Origin of the sequence: Arthrobacter sp. U41, from assembly GCF_007679325.1 — a bacterium.
Classification (GTDB): domain Bacteria; phylum Actinomycetota; class Actinomycetes; order Actinomycetales; family Micrococcaceae; genus Arthrobacter.
This window is the reverse complement of record NZ_VEGI01000001.1, coordinates 223,113-248,279: the sequence shown is the minus strand read 5'-3', so window position 1 is coordinate 248,279 and position 25,167 is coordinate 223,113. Positions and strand designations below refer to the sequence as shown.

22 protein-coding genes and 1 tRNA gene are annotated in these 25,167 nt (G+C 67.9%); 12 read left to right on the top strand and 11 right to left on the bottom strand.

The genetic code is table 11. The features are described from left to right. Nucleotides 1–21 precede the first annotated feature (21 nt). A complete protein-coding gene (locus tag FS787_RS01155; protein ID WP_056429402.1) occupies nucleotides 22–288 on the bottom strand; it encodes a hypothetical protein in 267 nt (88 codons plus the stop codon). 39 nt (nucleotides 289–327) lie between these two features. On the opposite strand from FS787_RS01155, the gene FS787_RS01150 reads away from it, so the two are divergent. Next, a complete protein-coding gene (locus tag FS787_RS01150; RefSeq protein ID WP_024366712.1) occupies nucleotides 328–561 on the top strand; it encodes a DUF5703 family protein in 234 nt (77 codons plus the stop codon). Nucleotides 562–638: 77 nt separating this feature from the next. Here the strand turns inward: FS787_RS01150 and FS787_RS01145 are convergent, their stop codons facing one another. Continuing rightward, nucleotides 639–1,826 carry an acyl-CoA dehydrogenase family protein gene (locus tag FS787_RS01145; protein ID WP_144670304.1) on the bottom strand — a complete coding sequence of 396 codons (1,188 nt, stop codon included), beginning with the start codon at nucleotides 1,824–1,826 and terminating at the stop codon, nucleotides 639–641. Nucleotides 1,827–1,845: 19 nt separating this feature from the next. Continuing rightward, nucleotides 1,846–3,150 (bottom strand): M20/M25/M40 family metallo-hydrolase, encoded by a 1,305-nt coding sequence (locus tag FS787_RS01140; protein WP_056429397.1) that lies wholly within the window; start codon nucleotides 3,148–3,150, stop codon nucleotides 1,846–1,848. Between the two features lie 164 nt (nucleotides 3,151–3,314). Here FS787_RS01140 and FS787_RS01135 point away from each other — a divergent pair. Then, nucleotides 3,315–3,397 (top strand) — tRNA-Leu (locus tag FS787_RS01135). A 197-nt stretch (nucleotides 3,398–3,594) separates the two neighbouring features. Here FS787_RS01135 and malQ read toward each other — a convergent pair. Together malQ and FS787_RS01125 are read right to left on the bottom strand one after the other, a co-directional pair. Next, nucleotides 3,595–5,766, bottom strand: coding sequence for a 4-alpha-glucanotransferase (malQ, locus tag FS787_RS01130; protein ID WP_186329061.1), 2,172 nt, complete (start codon nucleotides 5,764–5,766; stop codon nucleotides 3,595–3,597). A gap of 9 nt (nucleotides 5,767–5,775) precedes the next feature. After that, a complete protein-coding gene (locus tag FS787_RS01125) occupies nucleotides 5,776–6,315 on the bottom strand; it encodes a hemerythrin domain-containing protein (protein WP_144670302.1) in 540 nt (179 codons plus the stop codon). A 195-nt stretch (nucleotides 6,316–6,510) separates the two neighbouring features. Here FS787_RS01125 and FS787_RS01120 point away from each other — a divergent pair, with 195 nt between their 5' ends. The 4 genes from FS787_RS01120 to FS787_RS01105 all read left to right on the top strand — a co-directional run bounded on the left by FS787_RS01120 (nucleotide 6,511) and on the right by FS787_RS01105 (nucleotide 9,991). Beyond that, nucleotides 6,511–6,888 (top strand): TraR/DksA C4-type zinc finger protein, encoded by a 378-nt coding sequence (locus tag FS787_RS01120; protein ID WP_144670300.1) that lies wholly within the window; start codon nucleotides 6,511–6,513, stop codon nucleotides 6,886–6,888. Continuing rightward, nucleotides 6,885–7,679: a M50 family metallopeptidase gene (locus FS787_RS01115; RefSeq protein ID WP_144670298.1), complete on the top strand. Its 795-nt coding sequence runs from the start codon at nucleotides 6,885–6,887 to the stop codon at nucleotides 7,677–7,679. The genes FS787_RS01120 and FS787_RS01115 overlap by 4 nt, the downstream gene beginning before the upstream one ends. A 9-nt stretch (nucleotides 7,680–7,688) precedes the next feature. Beyond that, entirely contained in the window at nucleotides 7,689–8,753 is a 1,065-nt protein-coding gene (locus tag FS787_RS01110) for a glutathione S-transferase family protein (RefSeq protein WP_144670296.1), read from the top strand. A 161-nt stretch (nucleotides 8,754–8,914) separates the two neighbouring features. After that, nucleotides 8,915–9,991, top strand: coding sequence for an aromatic acid exporter family protein (locus FS787_RS01105; protein ID WP_144671814.1), 1,077 nt, complete (start codon nucleotides 8,915–8,917; stop codon nucleotides 9,989–9,991). Nucleotides 9,992–10,093: 102 nt separating this feature from the next. Here the strand turns inward: FS787_RS01105 and FS787_RS01100 are convergent, their stop codons facing one another. From FS787_RS01100 to FS787_RS01090, 3 genes are read right to left on the bottom strand one after another with little or no spacing between them, the layout of a single operon-like run. Continuing rightward, complete coding sequence (locus FS787_RS01100; protein WP_144670294.1) at nucleotides 10,094–11,005, bottom strand: MaoC/PaaZ C-terminal domain-containing protein; 912 nt, start codon at nucleotides 11,003–11,005, stop codon at nucleotides 10,094–10,096. After that, nucleotides 11,002–12,342 carry a 3-oxoacyl-ACP reductase gene (locus FS787_RS01095; protein WP_144670292.1) on the bottom strand — a complete coding sequence of 447 codons (1,341 nt, stop codon included), beginning with the start codon at nucleotides 12,340–12,342 and terminating at the stop codon, nucleotides 11,002–11,004. Before FS787_RS01095 ends, FS787_RS01100 begins: the two co-directional genes overlap by 4 nt. A 9-nt stretch (nucleotides 12,343–12,351) precedes the next feature. Further along, nucleotides 12,352–13,800, bottom strand: a complete 1,449-nt coding sequence (locus tag FS787_RS01090; RefSeq protein WP_144670290.1) for an acetyl-CoA C-acetyltransferase — start codon at nucleotides 13,798–13,800, stop codon at nucleotides 12,352–12,354. A gap of 62 nt (nucleotides 13,801–13,862) precedes the next feature. Between FS787_RS01090 and FS787_RS01085 the strand changes: the two genes are divergently transcribed. Continuing rightward, nucleotides 13,863–14,636, top strand: a complete 774-nt coding sequence (locus FS787_RS01085; RefSeq protein WP_186329060.1) for a TetR/AcrR family transcriptional regulator — start codon at nucleotides 13,863–13,865, stop codon at nucleotides 14,634–14,636. After that, nucleotides 14,633–16,816, top strand: a complete 2,184-nt coding sequence (locus FS787_RS01080) for an acyl-CoA dehydrogenase (protein ID WP_144670288.1) — start codon at nucleotides 14,633–14,635, stop codon at nucleotides 16,814–16,816. Before FS787_RS01085 ends, FS787_RS01080 begins: the two co-directional genes overlap by 4 nt. A gap of 77 nt (nucleotides 16,817–16,893) precedes the next feature. On the opposite strand, the gene glgA is transcribed toward FS787_RS01080, so the two are convergent. After that, entirely contained in the window at nucleotides 16,894–18,099 is a 1,206-nt protein-coding gene (gene glgA, locus FS787_RS01075; RefSeq protein WP_144670286.1) for a glycogen synthase, read from the bottom strand. Between the two features lie 96 nt (nucleotides 18,100–18,195). On the opposite strand from glgA, the gene glgC reads away from it, so the two are divergent. From glgC to FS787_RS01060, 3 genes are all read left to right on the top strand, one after another. After that, complete coding sequence (gene glgC / locus FS787_RS01070; RefSeq protein ID WP_186329121.1) at nucleotides 18,196–19,611, top strand: glucose-1-phosphate adenylyltransferase; 1,416 nt, start codon at nucleotides 18,196–18,198, stop codon at nucleotides 19,609–19,611. 85 nt (nucleotides 19,612–19,696) lie between these two features. After that, nucleotides 19,697–21,160 carry an SDR family NAD(P)-dependent oxidoreductase gene (locus tag FS787_RS01065; protein WP_144670282.1) on the top strand — a complete coding sequence of 488 codons (1,464 nt, stop codon included), beginning with the start codon at nucleotides 19,697–19,699 and terminating at the stop codon, nucleotides 21,158–21,160. 111 nt (nucleotides 21,161–21,271) lie between these two features. After that, the gene (locus FS787_RS01060) at nucleotides 21,272–21,742 is read left to right on the top strand and encodes a pyridoxamine 5'-phosphate oxidase family protein (protein WP_144670280.1); all 471 of its coding nucleotides are present in this window, start codon (nucleotides 21,272–21,274) and stop codon (nucleotides 21,740–21,742) included. A 63-nt stretch (nucleotides 21,743–21,805) separates the two neighbouring features. On the opposite strand, the gene FS787_RS01055 is transcribed toward FS787_RS01060, so the two are convergent. Next, nucleotides 21,806–22,267 carry a universal stress protein gene (locus tag FS787_RS01055; protein WP_144670278.1) on the bottom strand — a complete coding sequence of 154 codons (462 nt, stop codon included), beginning with the start codon at nucleotides 22,265–22,267 and terminating at the stop codon, nucleotides 21,806–21,808. A gap of 347 nt (nucleotides 22,268–22,614) precedes the next feature. On the opposite strand from FS787_RS01055, the gene FS787_RS01050 reads away from it, so the two are divergent. Further along, nucleotides 22,615–23,346: a response regulator transcription factor gene (locus FS787_RS01050; protein ID WP_144670276.1), complete on the top strand. Its 732-nt coding sequence runs from the start codon at nucleotides 22,615–22,617 to the stop codon at nucleotides 23,344–23,346. Between the two features lie 92 nt (nucleotides 23,347–23,438). Here the strand turns inward: FS787_RS01050 and FS787_RS01045 are convergent, their stop codons facing one another. Continuing rightward, nucleotides 23,439–25,139, bottom strand: a complete 1,701-nt coding sequence (locus tag FS787_RS01045) for a GAF domain-containing protein (RefSeq protein ID WP_260982462.1) — start codon at nucleotides 25,137–25,139, stop codon at nucleotides 23,439–23,441. Nucleotides 25,140–25,167: the final 28 nt, after the last annotated feature.

Genomic DNA, 25,167 nt, shown 5'->3' with positions numbered 1-25,167 from the left:
TGGCCGGCCTCACGGCCGGACTCAGTCCTGGAGGATTTCGAGGTCTTCCTCGTCGTCGACGTCTTCGTCCTCATCCTCGTCGCTGTCGTCATCGATCACTTCAAGCGGCGTCACTTCGCCGTACGCTTCGTAGAGCGAGTCGTCGTAGACTTCAAAGGCATCAGCAACGGCGAAGAACGCTGCCTCGACCGCCGGATCCCCGGCCCCCCGGCGCGCGGACGCGGCGGCGAGGTGTTCTTCCAGGGCAGACGTCAGGGACTGAAGCGCGACACGCGGATCGATGCTCATGACTTCACGTTAGCCGGAAAAGGAAGAAAATGGAGAGCAATGAAGGAACATTTTCTCAGCAGCTCAGTCCGGCGGGAACGGGACTATGTGAGGCAGTACGAGTACCTCGTACTGACGGTAAGTCCTGAGGATTCCCTGCCCGAGGCGCGCCGCCGCCTGGTGGAGCACTCCGAGTATGGCAAGTGGGAACTGGAACGCAGTGTGCTGTATTTGGGCGGCGGACGCCGCTTCTGGCTGCGCCGCCGGGTGACCCAGGTCCAAAGGACCGTTTAGGGTTCTGGAGGCCAGAGGACCATTTAGGGATCTGGAGGCCAAAGGACCGTTTAGGGGTCTGGAGGCCAGAGGACCGTCTAGCTCCGCTCGAGGGGTCCCAGCCACGCGTTGGCCACTGTGTTGTGCGCTGATTCGTCGTCCGAGGGGTGGAACATTCCCGCAAGCACGTCGCGGTACAGCCGTTCCAGTTCCGAGCCGCGGAAGTAGCTGGAGCCCCCGGACACCCGAATGGCAAGGTCCACGACGGTGCGGGCCGTCTCCGTCGCACTGACCTTCAGTCCCACCAGCTTCGGGAACCACTGGGCGCCGTGTTCGGCCAGTGCGTCGACGTCGGAGGCGACGCTCGACAGCTGCGGATACAGCGCGTCCATCGCCATCGCCGCGTCGGCCACCTTCCAGCGGATGTCCGGATCCTGGGCATAGCTGCGCCCGTCGTTCTTGAATGAAGTCCGGCCCTTCACGGCCTCTACGCCAAGGGTCAAGGCCCGTTCGCCGATCCCCGTGTACACGGCGGCCAGCAGCGTCTCGAAGCAGGCAAAGATGGCGAAGATCAACGGATCCGCGTTCGGTCCGACCGGCAGCTTCCGGAAAATCCGCGCGGCCGGGACCACTGCGCCGTCCAGAACGGTGGTGTTCGACTGGCTGGCGCGCATGCCTAGGGTGTCCCAGTCGGCCAGGATCTCGTAGCCGGGGGTGTCCCTGGTGATGAAGCCGTGGACCAGCTGCCCTTCGCCGTCGCCGGCCGAGGTGTCTTTGCCGAAAATCCCCAGCCGGGTCCACGCCGGCGAGAGGCTCGTGAAAATCTTGCGGCCGGTGAACGCGTAGCCGCCGCCGGCGTCCGGAACGGCCGTGGTGCGGGAGTCGAAGAGCACCGAGTCGTTCCCCGCCTCAGAGTTGCCGAACGCGAAGATTTCGCCCTGCGCGGCGTCCTTGAGGACGAAATCCAGCGAGGCGTCGCCGCGGGCGGCCAGGACATGCGCGACGCCGGTCCACACGAGGTGCATGTTGATCGCCAGCGCGGTGGCCGGGGCCGCCGTCGCCAGCCGGCGCTGCAGCTGCGCTGCCGCCGCGAGCCCGAGTCCCAGTCCGCCGTCGGACGCCGGCACGAAGATCTTCAGATAGCCGGCCGCGGCCAGCTCCTCAAGATCCTCCTGGAAGAAGGCGTTGTCCCGGTCGTAGCCGGCCGCGCGCCCCCGGATCCGAGCGAGCAGGTCATCCGGCAGGACATCGGACAAGAGATCGGGCTGGGCATTTTTGGGGCGCATCAATGGTGTCTTTCGGGCGTTAGTAGTTGGTGAGCAGGGTGTCCAGCACGCGTGCACCGAATTTCAGGGATTCGGTGGGGACGCGTTCGTCCACGCCGTGGAACATCCCGGTGAAGTCGAGTTCGTCCGGGAGCTGGAGCGGGGCGAAGCCGTAGCCGGTGATGCCCAGGCGGCTCAGGGACTTGTTGTCCGTGCCGCCGGAGAGTGTGTAGGGCAGGACCTTGGCTCCCGGGTCCTCGGCGTGCAGGGCGTCGATCATGGAGTCCACGAGGTTTCCGGCGAACGGAACCTCGAGGGAGACGTCGTTGTGGACGTAGCTGACGTCCACGCCCGTGCCGGCGAGTTCGCGGACGATCTCGAGGACGTGCTCCTCCTGGCCGGGCAGGGTCCGGCAGTCGATGAGGGCCTCCGCCGATTCGGGGATGACGTTGTGCTTGTAGCCGCCCTTAAGCAGGGTGGGGTTGGTGGTGTTCTGCAGGGTGGCGCCGACGAAGCGGGCCACCGTGCCGAGCTCTTTGAGGATTTTGTCGGGATCGTCGGGATCGAATTCCACCCCCGTGAGTTCCGTCACGCCGTCGAGGAACTGCCGGGTGGTGGGGGTCAGCTCCACCGGCCAGCGGTATTCCCCGATGCGGGATACTGCACTGGCCAGTCGTGTGACGGCGTTGTCGGTGTTGATCTGGGAGCCGTGCCCGGCGCGGCCGTGGGCGACCAGCCGGAGCCAGGACAGGCCTTTCTCGGCGGTCTGCAGCAGGTAGGTGCGCTGGCCCCCGATGGTGGCGGAGAAGCCGCCCACCTCGGAGATGGCCTCGGTGGCGCCGTCGAAGAGCTCAGGGCGTTTCTCGATCGCGTAGCGGGCGCCGTAGGTGCCGCCGGCTTCCTCATCGGCGAAGAAGGCGAAGATCAGGTCCCGTTTGGGCTTGCGTCCGGTGCGGGCAAAGTTCCTGAGGACGGCGAGGATCATGGCGTCCATGTCCTTCATGTCCACGGCGCCGCGGCCCCAGATCATACCGTCCTTGAGTTCGGCGCCGAAGGGATCCACCGACCACTGGTCGCGGAGTGCGGGGACGACATCCAGGTGACCGTGGACTACCAAGGCGCTGGCAGACGGGTCCTCGCCGGCCAGCCGGGTCACCACGCTGGCGCGGCCCGGGGCGGACTCGAAGATTTCGGCGTCCAGTCCCACCTCCGTCATCAGGCCCGCAGTGTATTCGGCAGCCGCCCGCTCCCCCGGGCCGGAGCCGTCTCCATAGTTGGAGGTGTCGATCCGGATCAGTTCCTGGCAGATTCTGACGACTTCGTCCTCGGGCCTGATGTCAGTCATGTGTAACTCCTCGTGGCGTCGGCTCTGTTGCTGGCTTCAGCCTACCCACACCTCCCCTCCGGGCCCCGATTATTTGTTTGCCGAAAAGTCGTGCTAGAGTCTTTCTCGCTGCTTCGGAGAAATCCAAAACGCTGAAAGGCGAAATGGTTCACCGAATACCACCTGCGCGGGTGGCGGAATGGCAGACGCGCTAGCTTGAGGTGCTAGTCCTCGAAAGGGGGTGGGGGTTCAAGTCCCCCTCCGCGCACAACAGGAAAAGGCCCTGGAATCGTATCGATTCCAGGGCCTTTTTCGCGTGCCCGGCAACCCGGGTTTGCGGCCAAAGACGGCTTATCGGGAAATAGACAAACATGTGTAAGTCCCGGCTTGCCAGGGGTCGTCCAGCCGGGGTGCCGGGTCGCGGAACTCGTGCGCCCCGGGTCTCGCCGGGCGGCTGCGTCGCTTCTAGGCGTCCTGGTGCAACGCGGTCCGGATAATGCCGACAAGTGAGCGGAACCCGGGATCGGCCTGCAGGCCATCCAGCAGGACGGGTCCGCCGGGACCCGCGAGGGGTATGCGCCAGTTGGGGTATTCCGTGCTGGTACCGGGCTGGTTCTGCGTCCGGGTTTCGCCCACCGCATCCACCAGCGCGACACCCAGCAGCGATGAGGGCGTCAGGGTGGTGAAGGCGTAGAGCGCCTCCACGGTGCGCTGCACGTCCCGGTGTCCCGGCTCCGGCAGCAGGCCGCGGTCGCGCAGGAGACGCAACACGGCTTCCTGCTCCGCGGCGGCTTCGGCGCGTTCCTCGTGGACCGGTCGCTGCAGCAGCCCCAGGGATTCGCGGAGGGTGACATGCTCGCCGGCCAGGTACCCTGCCGTCGGGGGCAGGTCATGGGTGTTGACGCTGGTCAGGCACTGCTGCCGGTAACGCTCCGGCGGGATCGGACCGTCGCCGTCGTGCTCGAACCAAAGAATGGAGGTGCCGAAGATCCCGCGCTCGGCGAGGTAGTCCCGGACCCATGGCTCGAACACGCCCAGGTCCTCGCCGATCACGATCGCCCCCGCCCGCTGCGCTTCCAGCGCGAGGATGCCGATGAGTGCCTCGTGGTCGTAATAGACGTACGTGCCCTCCCCCGGCTCCGCCCCCTCTGGAATCCACCACAGGCGGAACAGCCCCAGAATGTGGTCCACCCGGATCCCGCCGGCGTGCCGCAACACCGTGCGGAGCATGTCCCGGTAGGCGGCATAGCCCGATTCAGCGAGCCGGCCGGGGTGCCAGGGCGGCTGGGTCCAGTTCTGGCCCTGCTGGTTGAACATGTCCGGCGGTGCGCCCACCGAGACGTTCCGGGCCAGGACTCCGGCCAGCGACCAGTCGTCCGCGCCCCCCGGCTTCACCCCAACGGCAAGGTCGTGGATGACACCGATTTCCATGCCCGCCCTCCGGGCCGAACGCTGGGCGGCCTCGAGCTGCTCGTCGCAGAGCCACTGCAGCCAGCGGTGGAACTCGATCCGGCCTGCCAGCAGCGCCCGCTGCTCCCGGCAATAGGCGGTCTCCGGCGAGGAGGCTTCCGCCGCCCACTGGGCGGCGTCGGGGGCCAGCTTCTCGGCCAGGGCGCACCACAGGGCGAAGTCGTCGAGTCCCTTCCCCTCCCGGGCACAGAAGTCAGCGAACGCGAGTGAACGGGCGGGGTCGCGCTGAACGCCGAACAGCAGCTCCAGGGCAGCCAGTTTGGCCCCATAGCTGGCGTTCCGGTCCAGCAGCCCGGTGGAGTGGTTGGCGGGGTGCTGTTGACCGGCCAACCGCTCCACCTTGGCCCGGCCGGCCGGTTCGAGGTAGCCGTACTCGGGGATCTCCTCCACCCGGAGGTAGAGCGGGTTGAAGTACCGCCTGGTGGTGGGCAGGTAGGGCGAGTCCTCGACCGGAGGCCGGGGCTCGGCGGCGTGCAGGGGGTTGACCAGCAGGAAGCCGGCGCCTTCCTGCCCGGTCATCGCGGCGAGATCGGCCAGGTCGGTGAAGTCGCCGATGCCCCAGGACCGGGAAGACCTCACGGAGTAGAGCTGCGCGGTCAGGCCCCAGTTCCGCCGTCCCGACCCGCCCGATGAAATGAGCGCCTCGGTGGTGTGGAGCCGCCGGGGTGTGACGATGAGCGGGCATTGGGCCACCGCTCCCCCGTTGTCCGCCAAAAGTGTGTGCCACCCCAGGGGCACCCGGTCCGGCACCGCGAAGGTCGCCCGGCCTGTAAGGACGCCGTCGACGTCCACCGGCGCATCCCAGTTGTCCCGCTGCGTTGCCTCGAACCTGGTGCCGTCCTCGGCGACGATCCAGACGCTCACGGCGCTTCCGTGCGGCACATGGACATTGACGAGCAGTCCCTGTCCCTCCCGCGCGACGGCGACCGGCGGCAGCAGGCGCCGCCACGGCGCCAGCCTGGCCTCGGCCAGGGACCGCTCCGTCTCCTCCGTGTCCCCCGCCGGGACACCCAGCGCGGTGAGCACTGCGCGCAAGGTACTTTCCGGGACGGACCGTTCGACGCCGTCCCACCCCCAGTACGTGGTCCCCACTCCGTGGGCCGCCGCGAGCTCCCTCAGCAGCAGGGGTGCGCCGGAACCGTTGGTATGGTGCATGCCATCAGCCATGGGGCAACTCTAAACGCTGCCCCCGTGCCCCGTCCCGTGCCGGTGGACGTGGGTTTCACCGACCAGTTCCTGCAGCCCCTCGACGGTGCGCGCCAGCGAGAGCTCCGGGGAGGCTACGATGAACGGCAGCAGGAGCCGGTTCTCCTTCTCCAGGTGCAGGGCGAAGATGTTCCGGAGGGAGCCTGCGGCCACGGCCGCGTCCACCCCGGCGGATCCCCGCAGGTCCACGACCAGGCCGACGATCACCTGATGCTCGGCCAGCATCCCCTCCACAAGCAGCCGGCCCTGCGGCAGCTTCCCTGCTCCTGTGTACAGCGGTCCCTCTTCGGCGAGCGCATGCGGGACGAGTTCGGTCTCGCACCACTCCACCAGCACCTCGTGGGCGTCGTGCTCCGCCACAGTGTCGCCGGTCCTGACGGCGCGGACCAGTGTCGCCGCCAGCGCGCTGAGGCGCTTGAGCATGCCCGCATGGTGCTGTTCAACCGCCGCGAAGGCCGCGGCGTCGTCATCGGCGCTCTTGTTGACGGTGCCGGCCGCTGGCTGGTCCATGACGTCTCCTGGGGCTGTGGAATAGGGCTTCCCCGCTCTTTTCCCCACTGTACGGCGGGAATTCCCCGGGCACCGGGGCCTTTCGGCCCAACCAGGTGGTGCCTGCCCGCCGCGGGTTCCGCCGCCGGTTTCCGGCTCGGGATTTCGACGCCGGGTTTCGACGCGGGACACCGCGCCGCGCTAGCCTTGCAGCCTATGGTCGACGTCGAACGGTTCCGGACTCTCCTTCAGGAGGAGCGCCGCCGCAAACTTGAACTCCTTCCCGCGCTGCGCCGGGACATCACGGCGGTGAACGCCGCCCGGCAGGATTCAAACGTCGATGACGAACACGACCCCGAGGGCTCAACCATCGCTTTTGAGCTCTCCCAGGCCTCCGCCCTGATGGACCAGAGCCGGCAGGGCCTGGCGCACATTGAGGCAGCCCTGGCACGGATCGACGCCGGCACCTACGGAATCTGCTCCGTGTGCGGCGAAGCGATCGCCGAGGGACGGCTGGAAGCCAGGCCCTGGACACCGTATTGCATCCGGCACAGTGCCGGCCCGGCCGGGCCTACCCCAAGGGGCAGGGCTTGACCGACGCGGCCGGGACCTGGTGGGACCGGATTGCCGCCGGTTTCACCCAATCCCCCGTCCCCCACGTCACCGGCACCGAGCTCGCCCTGGTGGTCCTGCTCGCCGTCGTTCTCTCCCTGCCGCGGGTGACCTGGCGGTACTTCGGGTTGCTGGCCACCGTGACGCACGAGCTCGGCCACGCCTTCGCGGCACTGATGACGGGACAGCGTGTGGGCGGCATCCGCCTGGGCCTGGACCATTCGGGCACCACCACCACCTACAGCCGGCGCCCCTTGGCGGCCGTCTGGTCCACCTTCTGGGGCTACCCGGTGCCGGCCGTCGTCGGGGCCGCTATGGTCTGGAGCGGCTTCAACGGATGGGGCCCGGCAGCCATGTCGGTGGGGACCCTCATCCTGCTGGCCTCGTTCCTGTTCATCCGCAACGGCATCGGTCTGCTCATTACCGCGGCTGCGGTCCTGGCCGCCGCCATGCTGGTGCTGTTTGTCCCTCCCGAATTCACCGGCCATGTCATGATCGTGCTCGGCCTGGCACTCCTGGTCGCCGCCGTCAGGGACCTTGGCAAGGTGGCCACCGTTCACCTGCGGCACCGGGACCGGCTGGCGTCGTCGGACGCGTATCTGCTGTCCCGGGCCACCCGCATCCCCGCGGCCGTGTGGATCGTCCTGTTCGCCGTGGTGGTCGGCGCGGCCTGGTGGTTCGCCTGGCAGCCAATGTCCCAGGTCCTCGCGGCCGGACTGCCTCCACAGTGGCAGGGAGCAGCATTGCACGCCTTTGGCAGTGCCCCGGCATAGGCTGGGACCATGAGCCAAACACACACCGACGATCCGGGATTCAGCACCAAGGGCGCCTATGTCACCGGCGGCGAGGAGTTTACCCGGGACACCAACTACATCGAGGACCGGATCACCCGCGACGGCACCCCGGGCCCGAACGGTGAGCCCGGCTGGCCGGTGGAGCCGGGGCGGTACCGGCTGATCGCGGCCCGCGCCTGCCCGTGGGCCAACAGGACCGTGATCGTGCGGCGGCTGCTGGGCCTCGAGGACGCCATTTCCCTCGGCCAGCCCGGCCCCACGCACGATGCGCGCTCATGGACCTTTGACCTGGATCCTGACGGCAGGGATCCGGTGCTCGGTATCGAACGGATCCAGGAGGCGTATTTCCGCCGGTTCCCGGACTATCCCCGCGGCATCACCGTCCCGGCCATTGTCGACGTCGGCAGCGGCCAGGTGGTGACCAACAACTTCCCGCAAATCACGCTGGACTTCTCCACCGAGTGGACCGGGTACCACCGGCCGGGCGCGCCGGACCTGTACCCGGAGGCGCTGCGCGGGGAGATCGACGCGGTCAACAAGAGGGTCTTCACGGAAGTGAACAACGGCGTGTACCGCTGCGGCTTCGCCGGTTCGCAGGAAGCGTACGACGCAGCCTACAACCGGCTCTGGACCGCCCTGGACTGGCTGGAGGAGCGCCTCACGGGCCAGCGCTACCTCGTGGGCGAGACGATCACCGAAGCCGACGTCCGCCTTTTCACCACGCTGGCCCGGTTCGACGCCGTGTACCACGGGCACTTCAAGTGCAACCGGCAGAAGCTCAGTGAGATGCCGGCGCTGTGGGCCTACGCCCGCGACCTGTTCCAGACCCCCGGATTCGGCGACACCACCGACTTCGTCCAGATCAAGCAGCACTATTACATCGTCCACGAGGACATCAACCCCACCGGGATCGTTCCCGCGGGGCCGGAGCTCGGCGGCTGGCTGACCGGCCACGGCCGCGAAGCCCTCGGCGGGCGTCCCTTCGGCGACGGAACACCGCCCGGCCCGGTCCGGGCCGGGGAAGAATTGGCCCCCGGACACGGCGCGGGCTAAGCCGCAGGAGGGCCCCGGACGGGTTCGTCCAGTTGTCGCAGCAATATCCCCGCCCTAGGGTGAACCGGGTGACAACTACAGACGAGGCCGCCCGCACCGGCGGCCCCTCCCTGCCCCGGCGGCTCTGGCGGATCGCGTCCGGCAACGTACGTTCGGCACTGCTGTGGCCCCGGCTGCAGCTGGCCTTCAAAGCGGGACTAGCCGCGGGCATCGCCTTCGCCATCGCCCCGTTTATGCCGGGCTCCGCGGCCGACTACCCCTACTACGCTCCGCTGGGCGCCCTGGTGGCGATGTACGAGAACGTCGCCGGCTCCATGAAACAGGGGATCCAGACTCTCGCGGGCCTGGCAATCGGCGTCGGCCTGGCCTTTGTGCTGTTCATCCTTGGCAGTCCCACGCCGCTGACGGTCGGTGTGGTGATGGCTTTCGGCGTCATCCTCGCCGGACTCCCGAAGATCGGCGCGGGCCGGGACTGGATCCCGACGGCGGCGCTCCTGGTGCTGCTGGTCGGCGGCCACGATCCGGACCAGTTCTCCTTCGGCTACCTCCTCCAGATGGGGGCCGGGGTCACGGTGGGCATCCTGGTGAACCTGCTGGTGTTCCCGCCGCTGCACTTCCGCGCCGCCGAACTCAGCATCGCCGAACTGCGCCTGGCGCTCGCCCAGCAGCTCTGGGACATGGCCAAGGCGCTGAAGGAGAGCTGGCCCCCGGAGCACGAAGACTGGTCAAAACGCTCCGACGCGCTTGAAGCGTCCGCACGGTCCGTCCGCCTGGCGGTGGAGAAAGCGGACGCCAGCCGGCGGGCGAACCCCCGGCGCCGGCTCCATCCCCGCGACATCGACCAGGACTACCGCAACCTGCGGGACCTGGAACGGGTGACCTTCCACGTCCAGGACGTGACCCAGGTGCTCTCGGACGTCATCTGGGCCAAGGACACCCCCTTTGTGGTGCCGGACGAATACGCCGCGCCGCTCGCCGACGCCATGGCGGCCGTCGGCGACGTCCTCCGGGCGGTCGAGGAGGAGGAAAGCCCGGAGCGGCGGGCGGAGCTGAGCGCAGAGGCCGACGACATCGTCAAGGCCCTGACGGCAAGGGTCGGCAGCGAGGAAACGGCCACGGGTGCTCCCAGCGCCGTCGAATCGATCCTGCTGAGCCTGCACCGGATGCTGCGTGTGGTGAAGGAGTCAGCAGACAGGGACCAGCGCGGTTCCGGCGACGAACAATCAATAGCCGAATAGACGGGACAACGACGGCGGCGCCTTCCCCTTCCGGGGAGGGCGCCGCCGTCGGCCTTGTGTCTGCCGTCCTTCTGCCGGCTGTCCCTCTGTCTGCCGTCGCGGCTAGAGCGCGGCAACCGATCCGCTGAAATGCCGGCGTCCGGAACGCGCGTTCCAGGCGACATAGCCCGAGCGCTGCCACGCCCCCGCGGTGTCCTGGACGGAACTGATGTCCAGTGCCACCCGGGCCGGCAGGAACACCGGCGCCTCGAAGGCCACGTCCCAGCTGAAAGCTTCACCCTTCACGGCGCCCACGTCCGCCAGCGCCCTCGACGCGAGATACATGCCGTGCGCAATGGACCGCCGCATGCCCAGCGCCTTGGCCGAAAGGACACTCAGGTGGATCGGGTTGAAATCGCCGGACACGGCGGCGTAGGCCCGCCCGGTATCGACGCCCAGCTGCCACAACGCAGTGGGATCCGGCGCCGAAAAGTCCGCCGCCGCCGAAGCAGCCGTGGTCTTGTCGAGGCCGGGCAGGAAAACGCCCTTCGCCAGGTAAGTCGAAACACCGCGCCAGCTCACGGCGTCCTCCCCCGTACAACCCACCTCGGTGACGACATCAAGCTGGGTGCCGGACCGGTGGCCCCGCAGGTTCTCCGTCCACGCCCGGACGTCCAGGGCCTGCGTAAACCGCAGCGGCGCGGACTGCACCACGTGGTTTTGCAGGTGGATCATCCCCAGCAGCGGCAGCGGGAAGTCATCCCGGTTCATCACACTCATGGCCAGCGGGAACGCCAGCGCGTGGATGAAGCCGGCCGGCAGCACATCGCTGGCCGTCTCCCCGATCAGGTGCTGGTAAGCGGTGAGGTTCTCCACCGCCGCCTTCACCCCGCGGACCTCGTGCCGTGCCTCCGGAAGCCCGTTCCCCGCATGGGTGCCCAACACCCGGCGGCGGGCGGCGGTGGCGGCCGCGTTCACGTACAGCTTCGACAGCGACGGCATCTCACCGAGGATGACGGGCCCGGATGGGCTCATGCTCCCACCAGGTTCTGGCCGCAGACGCGCAGGACCTCGCCGGAGACGCCGCCGGCAGCGTCACTGGCCAGGAACACGATGGCTTCAGCCACATCGCCCGGCTTGCCGCCCTGCTGCAGGCTGTTGAGCCTGCGGGCGATCTCGCGGGTGGCGAAGGGGATCTTCGCGGTCATCTCGGTCTCGATGAAGCCCGGGGCGACGGCGTTGATGGAACCGCCGTGCACCCCGAGCAGTGGAGCCGTGGCCCGGACCATACCCATCACACCGCCCTTGGAGGCGGCATAGTTGGTCTGGCCGCGGTTGCCGGCAATTCCGCTGGTGGAGGCCACGGAGACGATCCGCGGTGAGTTCCGGAAATGCTCCGAGGCCAGCAGCGCCTCGTTGATCCGCAGCTGCGCGGCGATGTTGACCGCGATCACGGAGTCCCAGCGGCTCTGGTCCATATTGGCCAGCAGCTTGTCCCGGGTAATGCCGGCGTTGTGGATCACAATGTCCAGGCGTCCGTGGCGTTCCACAGCGTGCTCGATGATCCGCTCTCCGGCGTCCTCCCGGGTGATGTCCAGTTGCAGGGCGGTGCCGTGCACCTCGTTGGCCACCGCGGCGAGGTGGTCCCCTGCCGCCGGGATATCGACGACGACCACCGTGGCGCCGTCGCGGCGCAGGGTGCGCGCAATCGCGGCGCCGATTCCCCGCGCGGCCCCGGTCACGACGGCGACCTTGCCCGCCAGCGGCTTCTCGGCGTCGGCCGGCAGCTGTCCTTCCGCGGAGCTGACGGTGAGGAACTGGCCGTCGACGAACGCGGAACGGCCGGACAGGAAGAACCGGAGGGCCCCGAGGGTACTGGGGCTGGTGGTGCCGGCCCCGCCTGCGAGCAGGATGCCGTTGGCGGTGGCACCGGCGCGGAGTTCCTTGGCCAGCGAGCGGACGAGCCCGTCCACTCCCTGACGTGCCGCGGCAGCGGCTGGATCTGCAGAGTCGGATGCGGCACGCGAGACGGTGATGACGCGGGCATTGGGTGCCAGGTCGCGGAGGGACGTGGCCGCGGTGAGCACGGGCCGGGCCAGGTCCTCGGGGCGGGCCAGTTCGTCGAGCACAAGGATGATGGCGCCGAGCTTCTCTTTGGGCACGGCATGCCGGCGCACATCGAGATCCCAGGCCAGCAGGGTGGCGGCCAGCTCGTCGGCTCCCGTGCCGGTCCCCTGGACCAGAACGGGCTCGGTGATGAGCGGCTGGCCCGGCTTGTGGCGCCTCAACACCACGGGCTGGGGCAGTCCGAGTTTCCGGGCAATGTCCCGGCCCGGGGCGCGGCTCACGAATTGGGTGTATTTGTCGGTCATCGGATCCCCCTAGTGTGCTTCAAGAATGGCGACGACGCCCTGGCCGCCGGCGGCGCAGATGGAGATGAGGCCGCGGGCCGGACGGCCGTCCACGCGGTCCTTGGCGTGGAGCATCTTCGCCAGCGAAGCGACGATCCGCCCGCCGGTGGCCGCGAAGGGGTGGCCCGCCGCGAGGGAGGACCCGTGGACGTTGAGCCTGGTGCGGTCGATGCTGCCGAAGGCCCCGTCCAGCCCCAGCCTGGTGCGGCCGAATTCCTCGTCCTCCCACGCTGCCAGGGTGCTGAGCACGGTGCCGGCGAATGCCTCGTGGATTTCGAAGAAGTCGATGTCCTCGAGGCTGAGTCCGTTGCGGGCCAGCAGGCGCGGCACGGCGAAGGCGGGTGCCATCAGGAGGCCGTCCTTGCCGTGGACAAAGTCGACGGCTGCCGCCTCGCCGTCCACCACCGTGGCCAGCTTCGGCAGGTCGTGGGCGTCGGCCCACTCCTCCGAGGCGAGCAGCACGGTGGACGCGCCGTCAGTCAGCGGGGTGGAGTTGCCCGCCGTCATGGTGGCCGCGGAACCCAGGCTCTTGCCAAAAACGGGCTTCAGGGTGGCCAGCTTTTCGAGGCTGGTGTCGGCGCGCAGGTTGGAGTCCCGGGTCAGGCCGCGGTAAGGGGTGAGCAGGTCATCGAAGAAGCCGGCGTCGTAGGCGGCGGCGAGGTTGCGGTGGCTGTTGAAGGCCAGCTCATCCTGGGCCTCCCGGGTGATCTTCCACTGCGCCGTGGTGAGGGCCTGGTGCTCTCCCATGGAGAGCCCGGTGCGCGGTTCGCCGGTGTTGGGGGCATCCGGCGTGAGGTCCTTGGGCCGGAGCCGGCTGAGGACCTGGAGACGCTGCGGCAGTGTCTTGGCACGGTTGAGGTCAAGGAGCACTTCGCGCAGGCCCTCGCTCACAGCGATGGGAGCATCGGAGGCGGAGTCCACGCCGCCGGCGATGGCTGAGTCGATCTGGCCGAGCTTGATTTTGTTGGCGAGGCCGAGGACTGTCTCCAGCCCGGTGGCGCAGGCCTGCTGCAGATCGTAGGCGGGCGTCTCCGCGGAGAGTGCGGAGCCGAGCACGGCTTCACGCGTCAGGTTGAAGTCACGGGAGTGTTTGAGCACGGCGCCGGCGGCAACTTCCCCGATGCGCTCATCCTGCAGCCCGAAACGGGCGATGAGTCCGTCCAGGGCTGCTGTCAGCATGTCCTGGTTGGAGGACTTGGTGTAGGCGCCCCCGGTCCGGGCAAAGGGAATGCGGTTGCCGCCCACGATGACCGCTCTGCGAACCTGCGGGAGCTGGGAAGCGGCGGGTCCGGCTGCTGCGCCGGCTGCAAGGTCCGTGCCCGATCCTGCCGCCGGTGTGCCAGTGCCTTTGGCTGCCGGGGGCGTCGCTGCGCGGGTCGGTTCCTTTGGTCCGGGTGCGGACTGTCCGTTGACGGACATGGGCTGTCTCCTTTGATCAAAGCGGGTTACCGATACCCAGCGTACCTGATACGCTGGGTATCGTGAACATCCCCCAGTCAGACCTTCCAGGCGGAAGCGCCGCCGGCTCCCCCGCTGCCGGCGGTGGCAGTGTGGACGGCCGAGCCTCGCGCTGGCAGTCGCACCGCGAAGAGCGCCGCCGGGAGCTCATCAAGTCAGCCCGCAGGGCCGTGCACGCGCTCGGCAGCGATGCGTCCATGGAGGACATCGCCGCCGCGGCGAGCACCTCCAAATCCGTGTTCTACCGGTACTTCGGGGACAAGGCCGGGCTGCAGCAGGCCGTGGGTGAAGTGGTGCTGAGCCAGATGCAGCGCCGGATACAGGAGGCCGCGCAGAGCGCGCAGACTCCCCGCGAGGGACTGTTCGCGATGGTCTCCGCGTACCTTCAGATGGCTGAGACCAGCCCGAACGTGTACGCCTTCGTGACGCGTTACACCCCAGGCGACACCGGAGCCACCAACGGCACCATCGCCACCGCCGGCGCTCTGGGCCACTTCTTCGCGGCGATCAGCGATATGATCGCCCGCCCCATGCGCGACCACCTGGGCGACTCGGCGGGGCGGGAGGCCGTGATCGGCTACTGGCCGAACGCGGCGATCGGCCTGGTCCGGAACGCCGGCGAACAATGGCTCGCCAGCCCGGAGTCCCCGTCCAAACCCGGCCAGGAAGCGATGGCACGCCAGATTACCGACTGGCTGTGCCTCGGCCTTGCCCCAGAGCTGCGCGCAGCCGCCCCGAGCCCGCCAGCGCCAACTTCAGCACCGCCCTTGTCAGAACCAAAGAAGGAATCGACATGACCGAACTCGCAGACCGCCCGTCGGGCGCAGCCCCCAACAAGTCAGCCCCCAACAACACAGCCCGCAACGCCGCTGTCCGCAACACGTCAGCGCCGGCCGCCGCGTGGAACTCCTCCGGGGCGCCGGCCCCCGTCGTCGACGTCGCGGCCCTGGGCGAGCTGCTCCTGGGCAAGTGGGCCGAGACCCGCCGTGCCGCCCGGAACCTCGCAGGCCGGCCGGAGCTGTACAAAACAGAGGGCCTGACCCACACCGAGCACCGCGGGCGTGTCTTCGGCCAGCTCAAGATCCTGGTGGAAAACGGCGCGGTGCACCGTGCTTTCCCCGTGTCCGTCGGGGGCGCCGACGAGCACGGCGGCAACGTGGCAGGCTTCCAGGAGCTCGTCATCGCCGATCCCTCACTCCAGATCAAGGCCGGCGTCCAGTGGGGCCTGTTCGGTTCCGCCGTGAACCACCTCGGTTCCGCGGAACACCACGAGAAATGGCTCCCCGGCATCATGAGCCTGGACATTCCCGGCTGCTTTGCCATGACGGAGACCGGGCACGGCTCGGACGTTGCCAGCATCGCCACCACCGCCACGTACGATCCGGCCACGGAGGAATTTGTGGTGCATACGCCGTTCCGTGCCGCGTGGAAGGACTACATTGGCAACGCCGCCATGGACGGCCTCGCCGCGGTGGTCTTCGCCCAGCTGGTGACGCAGGGAGTAAACCACGGCGTCCACGCCTTCTACATGGACCTCCGCGACCCTGAAACCAAGGAGTTCCTGCCCGGAATCGGCGGCGAGGACGACGGCGTCAAGGGCGGCCTCAACGGCATCGACAACGGCCGGCTGCACTTCACGCACGTCCGGATCCCGCGCACCAACCTGCTGAACCGCTACGGCAACGTCGACGCCGACGGCACCTACAGCTCCCCCATCACCAGCCCTGGCCGCCGCTTCTTCACCATGCTCGGCACCCTGGTCCAGGGCCGCGTCTCTCTCGACGGCGCCGCCGTCACCGCGTCAAAGCTCGCCTTGAAGACTGCCATCCAGTACGCCACGGAGCGCCGCCAGTTCAACGCCTCCTCCCAGACCGACGAGGAAGTGCTGCTGGACTACCAGCGGCACCAGCGCCGGCTGTTCACGCGCCTCGCCACCACCTACGCCGCGGGCTTCGCCAGCGAACAGCTCCTGCAGAAGTTCGACGACGTCTTCTCCGGCCGCACCGACACGGACGAGGACCGCCAGGACCTGGAAACCCTCGCGGCAGCGCTCAAGCCGCTCAGCACCTGGCATGCCCTCGACACCCTGCAGGAATGCCGCGAGGCCTGCGGCGGCGCCGGCTTCCTGATCGAGAACCGCTTCGCCTCGCTCCGTGCTGACCTGGACGTCTATGCCACCTTCGAGGGCGACAACACCGTCCTGCTGCAGCTTGTTGCCAAGCGGCTGCTTGCCGACTACGCCAAGGAATTCCGCAGTGTGGACTTCGGGGTGCTGGCCCGCTACGTCGTCGGCCAGGCCACCGACGCCGCCATCCACCGGACCGGCCTGCGCGGGGTGGCACAGTTCATGGCGGACACCGGGTCTGTGCAGAGAGCGGCCATCGCGCTCAAGGACGAAGCGAGCCAGCGCGCGCTGCTGACCGACCGGGTCCAGACCATGGTCGCCGAAGTCGGCTCGGCCCTGAAGGGCGCCGGCAAGCTGCCGCAGCAGCAGGGCGCCGCGCTGTTCAACAGCCACCAGAACGAGCTCATCGAAGCCGCCCAGGCACACGCCGAACTGCTGCAGTGGGAAGCCTTCACCGAAGCGCTGGGGAAGGTCACGGACCCGGGAACCAAAAAGGTCCTGACCTGGCTGCGCGATCTGTTCGGCCTGTCCCTGATCGAGGAGAACCTGTCCTGGTACCTGATGAACGGCCGGCTCTCGATGCAGCGCGCCCGGACCGTGGGCGATTACATCAACCGGCTGCTGGTGAAGATCCGCCCGCACGCCCTGGACCTGGTGGACGCTTTCGGCTTCGGCCCTGAACATCTCCGCGCCGAGATCGCCACGGGCGCCGAAAAGGTCCGCCAGGACGAGGCACGCGAGTACTTCCGCCGGCAGCGCGCCAGCGGCGACGCTCCGGTGGACGAGAAAATCCTGCTGGCCCGAAAGACCCGCGGGCAAAAGACCCAGGGAATCGACAAGCGCCGCGCCTGACCCGGCCGGAAAACGACGACGGCGCCGCCCCCATTCCGGGGCGGCGCCGTCGTCGTCTGTTCTCTGGAGACAGCGGGTCAGGAACCCTTGGGGAGCACCGAGCGGTACACCTCAAGCGTGGTTTCCGTGATCGATTCCCAGGAGAAGTGCTCCTCCGCCCGGCGGCGTCCGGCCTGGCCCATGGCCCGGGCCCGTTCGGGATCGGACACCACCTCGGTCAGGGCGGCGGCGAATTCGGTGACAAACTTCTCCGGGTCCAGCGGAGTGCCGGTCCCGTCCGTGACCTGCTCGACGTCCACCAGCAGGCCGGTTTCGCCGTGCTGGACCACCTCGGGGATTCCGCCGGTGGCGCTGGCCACAACGGCGGCGCCGCAGGCCATGGCCTCAAGATTGACGATGCCGAGCGGCTCGTAGATCGACGGGCAGGCGAACGCTGTGGCGTGGCTGAGGACCTGGATGAGTTCGTTCCGCGGCAGCATCCGCTCCACCAGGATCACACCGCTGCGCTGGGTCTGCAGCTCCTCGATCAGGCGGGCGGTTTCGGCCGCGAGCTCGGGGGTATCCGCGGCGCCGAGGCACAGCACCAGCTGCACGTTGGCGGGCAGCTTGGCGGCCGCGCGGAGCAGGTAGGGCACGCCCTTCTGGCGTGTATTGCGGCCTACGAAAACCACGCTCGGCCGGGCGGGATCGATCCCCAGGGCGCGGACGACGTCGTCGTCCTCGTCCCGGTTCCAGAGGCTCACGTCGATCCCGTTGTGGACAACCTTGACCTTGGCGGGGTCTACCTCGGGGTAGCTGCGGAGGATGTCCTGGCGCATGCCCTCGGAGACGGCGATGATCGCGGAGGCGGCCTCGTAGGCGGTTTTTTCCACCCAGGAGGACAGCGCGTAGCCGCCGCCGAGCTGCTCAGCCTTCCACGGACGCAGCGGCTCGAGGCTGTGCGCACTGAGCACGTGCGGAATGCCGTGCAGCAGCGAAGCGATGTGCCCGGCCATGTTGGCGTACCAGGTGTGCGAGTGCACCAGGTCCGCTCCCGCGATGTCCGGGACGATCCGCAGGTCCACGCCCAGGGTCTGCACCGCGGCGTTCGCCCCGGTGAGGTCCTCGGGCACGGCGTAGGACGTGACCGTCGCTCCGTGGTACCCCGGTTCACGGGGCGCGCCAAAGGCGCGCACCTGCAGATCCACGTGCTGGGCGAGCACCCGGCTGAGTTCGGCCACGTGGACCCCGGCGCCGCCATAGATTTCGGGCGGGAATTCTTTGGTCACAATGTCTATACGCACAAACCCCAAGGTAGTCGTTACGGTGGAACTGATCTAGTGTGAAGACGTTCGGGCGTGCCGGACTGTTTTGGGGAAGTACAAAGGCGTTCAGGAGCGATCACCATGCCGAATAAGAAAGTTCTGGCTATTGTCCTTGCAGGCGGCGAGGGAAACCGGCTCATGCCACTGACGGCGGACCGGGCCAAACCCGGCGTGCCGTTCGCGGGAAGCTACCGGCTCATTGACTTTGCGTTGTCCAATTTGGTCAATTCCCGCTACCTGCAGATCGTTGTGCTGACGCAATACAAGTCGCACAGCCTGGACCGCCATATTTCCGAGACCTGGCGGATGTCCACCCAGCTGGGCAACTACATCGCCTCGGTCCCGGCGCAGCAGCGCGTGGGCAAGAGCTGGTTCCTCGGCAGCGCCAACGCCATCTACCAGTCACTGAACCTGATTCATGACGCCAACCCGGACATCGTGGTGGTTGTGGGCGCAGACCACGTCTACCGGATGGACTTTGCGCAGATGGTGGACCAGCACGTCGCCAGCGGCGCCAAGGCCACCGTTGCCGCCGTCCGCCAGCCGCTGCACATGGCCGACCAGTTCGGTGTCATCGAAGTGGACCAGGAGAACCCGGAGAAGATCGCGGCCTTCGTCGAGAAGCCCTCCTCCACGCCGGGCCTGGCCGCCGATCCCAGCCAGTTCCTCGCCTCGATGGGCAACTACGTCTTCGACGCCGATGCCCTGGTCGAAGCGCTGCACGTCGACGCCGAGCGCCTGGACACCAAGCACGACATGGGCGGCGACATCATTCCCTACTTCGTGGACAAGGGAGAAGCCGGCGTCTACGACTTCACGCTGAACGAGATCCCCGGCTCCACCGAACGCGACCGCACGTACTGGCGCGACGTCGGCACCATCGACTCGTTCTACGACGCGCACATGGACCTCATTTCGCCCGTGCCGGTCTTCAACCTGTACAACTCGGAATGGCCCATCTACACGCGCCAGAGCATCTCCCCGCCGGCCAAGTTCGTGCGCGGCCAGAAGAACACCGTGGGCACCGCATTGGATTCGATCGTCGCCAGCGGTGTCGTGATCTCCGGCGGCATCGTGGAAGGCTCCGTCCTGTCCAACGACGTCTACGTCGGGACCGCCAGCCGGGTCCTGGACTCCGTCCTCATGGACAAGGTCAACATCGGTGAGGGGGCTGTGGTCAAGCGCGCCATCATTGACAAGAACGTCAAGGTCCCGGCGGGCGCCGCAATCGGCCTCGACGCCGACCTGGACCGGTCCCGCGGCTTCAAGGTCACCGAATCGGGCATCACCGTCCTGTCGAAGGGGCAGTTCGTGCCCGAACCCGGAGAGGCCGAACGTGCCCTGTCCGCCGCCAACCTTATCCTGGTGCCCGACGCCGTCCGTGCCGCCACGGAGAACTGGCCCGCCATGAGGGAATCCGTGGACAAGGTCGCCGAGGTCCAGGCCGCCGCAGTGGGCGTCCAAGGCGCGGGGTCCCCGAAGGACCACTGAGCCTTCCCTTAGCGGGGATTCATGAAGTGCGGGAGCCCGGCGCCGGCGTCGGTCCGGGCCCCGCGCAGGCTGTAAAATTGGGGGAATGAGCTCCCCCGATCTGCAGTCCGATCTGACCCCCGAGGAAATCCAGGCCTGCCTCAAGGTCCTGAACAGCATCCACGTCTACGACGAGGAGCACCCGGACTATATTTCGGTGCGCCGGGCCACCGGCAAAATGTTCAAGGCCGTTAAGCGTCACCGCCGGGTCAGCAAGCGGGACCTGATCGCCGAGGCCGACCGTGCCGTGATCGCCCAGACGGCGACAGCCGCCCCGGACCGGATCGACGACGAAACCCGCGGCAACAAGCTCGCCCCGTCCACAACGGGGAGCATCGCCGGACACCTCATCAGGTCCCGGCCCTGCTACATCTGCAAGCAGCACTACACCCAGGTGGATGCGTTCTACCACCAGCTGTGCCCGGAATGCGCGCTCTTCAGCCACAGCAAGCGGGACGCGCGGACGGACCTGTCGGGACGCCGTGCGCTGCTCACCGGCGGCCGGGCGAAAATCGGCATGTACATCGCGCTGCGCCTGCTCCGCGACGGCGCCCACACCACCATCACCACCCGCTTCCCCAAGGATGCCGCCAGGCGCTTCGCCGCCATGGAGGACAGCGGCGATTGGCTGCACCGGCTGCGGATCGTCGGCATCGACCTGCGCGACCCCGCCCAGGTGATGGCGCTGACAGATTCCCTGGACGCCGCCGGTCCTCTCGACATCATCATCAACAACGCGGCCCAGACCGTGCGACGCTCCGGCAACGCGTACAAGCCGCTGGTCGACGCCGAGGACGAGCCGCTGCCCGAGGCCCTGCAGGCCGCCAACGGCGGCCCTGAACTCGTGACCTTCGGCCACGCCCACGACAAGCACCCGCTGGCCCTGGCCAGCACCGTCCTGGAACACCCGGTGCTGGCCGGGGACGCCATCACCTCGCTGGCGCTCTCCACCGGCTCCGCATCGCTGGAGCGGATCGCCGCCGGCACCGCCATCGACGCCGGCGGCCTGGTCCCGGACCTGGCCGCCATCAACAGCTGGACCCAGGTGGTGGATGAAGTCGACCCCCTCGAAATGCTCGAAGTCCAGCTCTGCAACGTCACCGCGCCCTTCCTCCTCGTCAGCCGGCTCCGCGGGGCGATGAAACGCTCCACCGCGAAGCGGAAGTACATCGTGAACGTCAGCGCCATGGAAGGCCAGTTCTCCCGCGCCTACAAGGGCCCGGGCCACCCGCACACCAACATGGCCAAAGCCGCGCTGAACATGATGACCCGGACCAGTGCCCAGGAGATGCTGGACTCAGACGGTATCCTCATGACCGCCGTCGATACCGGCTGGATCACCGACGAGCGCCCGCACTACACCAAGGTCCGCCTCATGGAGGAGGGCTTCCACGCCCCTCTCGACCTCGTTGACGGGGCCGCCCGGGTCTACGATCCGATCGTGATGGGCGAGTCAGGCGAAGACCAGTACGGCGTCTTCCTCAAGGACTACAAGCCGAGCCCCTGGTAGGCGCTGGCGCCCGGCGACGTCGGGCGGCGTCCGGCGTCGTTGGGTATGGGGGCCCGGGGCGGGCCTTATGGCCCTAATGGGGTGCCGGGGCAGAACGTAACGTGGGTCCACATGAACACAGAGACCACGCCTGCGCCCGATTTCGGACTGTCCCTTGACCAGTGCTGGACGCTGCTGGAAACAGAAGTGGTGGGGCGGATCGCCCTGATCGTGGACGGCCATCCGGAGATCTTTCCCGTGAACTTCGCGCTGGAGCGCCGCTCCATTGTGTTCCGCACCGCCGGCGGGTCCAAACTGTGGGCAGCGATGACGGCCAAGCCGGTCGCTTTCGAGATTGACGGCTACGACGCCCACGAGCAGCAGGCCTGGAGCGTTGTGGCCCGCGGCGAGGCGCAGTTGATCGAAAGCCAGAAGGAAAAGGACGCCGTGGACGAACAGCTGCTTGAGCCGTGGCAGCCGGGCGACAAGGACTACTACGTGCGTCTTGCGCCCAAGGCCATGACCGGGCGCCGGTTCAAAGTCAACCGGCCTGACCTGTGGACCACCCGGCTCTCCGATCCCCGACGGGCCTCGTTCGAATAAGGCGCCGTTCGAACAGGGCGCCGTTCTAAGAAGGCCCGGTTCAATCAGCGGGCCGGGCCCTGCCTACTTGGCGGCCTTTGCCGCCTTCGACTCCGGTGAATGGACCACCAGGACGGGGCAATGGGCGTGTGCCACCAGTGCAGAACTCACGGACCCGATCAGCATTCCGCCAAACCCGCCGTGCCCGCGGCGGCCCACCACCACCAGGTCGGCGTCCCGGCTTGCCTCGATCAGGGTGTACCGCGGGTGACCCTGCACCAGCCGCGTTTCGACGTTGACAGGCCTCTCCGCCCCGAACGCCTTGTCCACTGTCTCCTGCAGGATTTCGCCGGCCCTGACGTCGAAGTCGTCGATCCCCATCGCGACGTAACCGTCGTACACGGGAGGAACATCCCAACTGGCCACGGCGACCAGCGTGGCCGAGAGAGGTCCGGCGAGGCTTTGTGCCTGGCGCAGCGCCTCCACCGAGGCATCGGAACCGTCAACCCCCACCACGATGGTCCGGATGTCCCTGGCTTCGGTCATTGCTGGTCCTTTCGTCGTGCGGTTGACGCGTCCAGCCTACAATGGCGGACCAGCCGCGACGACGGCTAGGGTCGTATGTCCTGTGGGCGGTCTGCAGGACCCAACCCGGCGGGACCTAGGACCCTTGTCGGGGTTGCCGGCAGGGGGAAGAATTGCATTGGTCGGGATCGTATACCACTCGCGGGGGCAGCCCGCAGGGACCGTCAGTTCGCGCGAGGTCCGGGCGACCGGCGACAGCGGCGCCCGGGTCGGCGACAATGGAGTCAGCGGACACGCAGGTATGATCTGCGGACAGGCTGGGGACCACCGCACCACACATGGCAGCGCAAGCCGCCGGAGGGAGAATCATGATTGCCTGGGCAGACGCAGGTCTCACTGCACCCGACGGGGCGCGGGCTGTCATACGAGTCTTCATCCTGGATGACCACGAACTAGTCCGACGCGGCCTTCAGGAACTCCTTGAAGGTGAAGGCTTTCAGGTGGTGGGAAGTTCAGGCTCCGCCGTCGAGGCAACCCGCCGGATCCCCGCCCTGCATCCTGACGTATGTGTGCTCGATGCCAGGCTTCCGGACGGGACCGGCATTGAAGTCTGCCGCGACGTGCGTTCGGTGGATCCGTCGCTGAACTGCATCATCCTGACCAGTTTCGACGACGAACAAGCGCTGCGCGGCGCCGTCCTGGCGGGGGCGCGCGGCTATGTGCTGAAAGAAATCGGCGGCACCGACCTGATCGGAGCACTGCGCCGGGCGGCCGCCGGCGAGTCGCTCTTCGAGGAGGGCGTGGCCGCCGGCGTCGTGGACAGCCTGGTGGAGGCTGAAGAAGTGGATCCCCGGACGTCTTCCCTCACACCCCAGGAGCGCCGGGTGCTGGAGCTGGTGGGCGGCGGACTCACGAACCGCCAGATTGCCGCGGAGATGTTCCTCGCGGAGAAGACGGTCAAGAACTACGTTTCATCGCTGCTTGCCAAGCTGGGCTTCGAACGGAGGACCCAGGCCGCCGTGTTCATTGCCGGTCCCGCGTCGCCGGTGCAACCCTCAGGCCAGCCCGAGGGCAACCGTGCCCACAGCGCCAGCCGGTAGCCGGCAGCTGATGGCCGGCAGCCGCCGCTCGCGGCGGTACCTGAGGGCGCCCGCTCAGGACGCGCGAGGGTACGGCGGCTCAGGAAGCGATGCTACAGCGGCACTGACCACTCAAGGCTCGTGCCGGCATCCGGAGCGCTGACGATCGTGCATTCGCCGTCCAGCATCTTGGCGCGGTCTTCCAGGTTGGCGAGTCCCCTGCGCTTTTCCGGTTCCGCGAAGCCTGCGCCGTTGTCCGTGATGACAACCGTGACCCGGCCCTTGACGACGCCTACCGACACAGAGATGGCGTCCGCCCCGGAATGCCTGATGGCATTGCTGAGGCCCTCCGAGACCACGGCCACAACGTTGTCGGCCTTATCCGGTGTGACGGCGTCCACCGGGCCCGTCAGGGTCAGCCGCGGGGTGAACGGCATGGACTTCGCCGAGCTGCGGGTCACCCGCCGGATCCGGCCGCTGAGCAGCTCCGTTTCCCCGCTGCTGCTCTTGAGCGAGTAGATGGTGTCCCTCAGGCTCCGGATCGCCTCGTCAAGCTCTCCGGTGATGGTGCGGATCCGCTCCGTGGCGAGCTCGTCCTTGGTGAAGCGGGTCAGGCTCTGGACACTGAGCCCCGCCGCGAACAGACGCTGGATCACAAGGTCATGGAGGTCGCGGGCTATTCGGTCCCGGTCGGTGAACACCAGCAGTTCCTCGCGGAGCCGGTGGACACGGGCAAGCTCAAGGGCGAGGGCCACATGGGAACCGAAGACGGCACCCATCTCGATGTCCGTGCGGGCGAAGTGGAGTGCGTCCGGGTCCCGGACCAGCACCAGGAGCCCGTGATGCGCTCCCTGCGTGCTCAGCGCCACCGCCAGCAGCGGCCCGGTGATCCCGCCGTCGATCTCTCCGAAGAGCGCGGAGGCGTCGTCCAGAACAACAGGTTCCCCGCCTTCGAGGACACTTTCCAGCAACGGTGAATCCAGTCGCAGCGACCGGCCCGAGAACTGTGAACCGCGCTTTCCGGCGACGCCGGCGACGATATGGCCCGAGGCGTCCCCGGCGGCCGCCACCAGCAGCGCCAGTTGCGAGCCGGATTCCTGCAATGCCCGGCTGGCGATGGGATCCAGTCCCCCGGAGGTGTAATCACGGTCGCTGCTGAGCATAAGCCCGGAAACGTCCATACAGGCTTCCAGCCAGCGGGCCCGGCGCCGGGAGTCGTCATAAAGACGGGCGTTCTCAATGGCCACGCCCGCGGCGGCGGCCAACGCCACGGCGAGGCCCTCGTCCTCGGCCGTGAAGTCGCTGCCGTCCTCCTTTTCCGTCAGGTAGAGGTTGCCGAAGACCACATCCCTGACACGCACAGGAACGCCGAGGAAAGACTTCATGGGGGGATGGTTCGCCGGGAAACCGTAGGATTCCGGATGCTGGCGCAGGTCGTGGAGCCGGAGGGGCCGTGGGTCGGAAATCAACAGCCCCAGGACTCCGTGGCCGGTAGGCAGCGGCCCGATCCGGTGGGCGAGTTCCTCGTCAATGCCTACCGTGATGAAGTGGCTCAGCGCGCGGTCATCGCCGATGACGCCCAAGGCGCCATAGCGGGCATGAAGAAGCCGGCAGGCGGACTCCACCACGCGCTCCAGCACGGCATCCAGGCTGAGGTCCTCGGCAACGGCGACCACTGCTTCCAGCAGTCCGGCCATCCGTTCCTGGGACTGGAGGAGCTCCTCGGCCCGGGAGACGAACCCCCGGAGGACACCGTCAACCATGGGTTGCGGCTCCGTGGCGGTCTGGTCCTGGCGGTCCCCCATTGAATGCATGCTCATGGCCCCAATTCAATAAAAACGA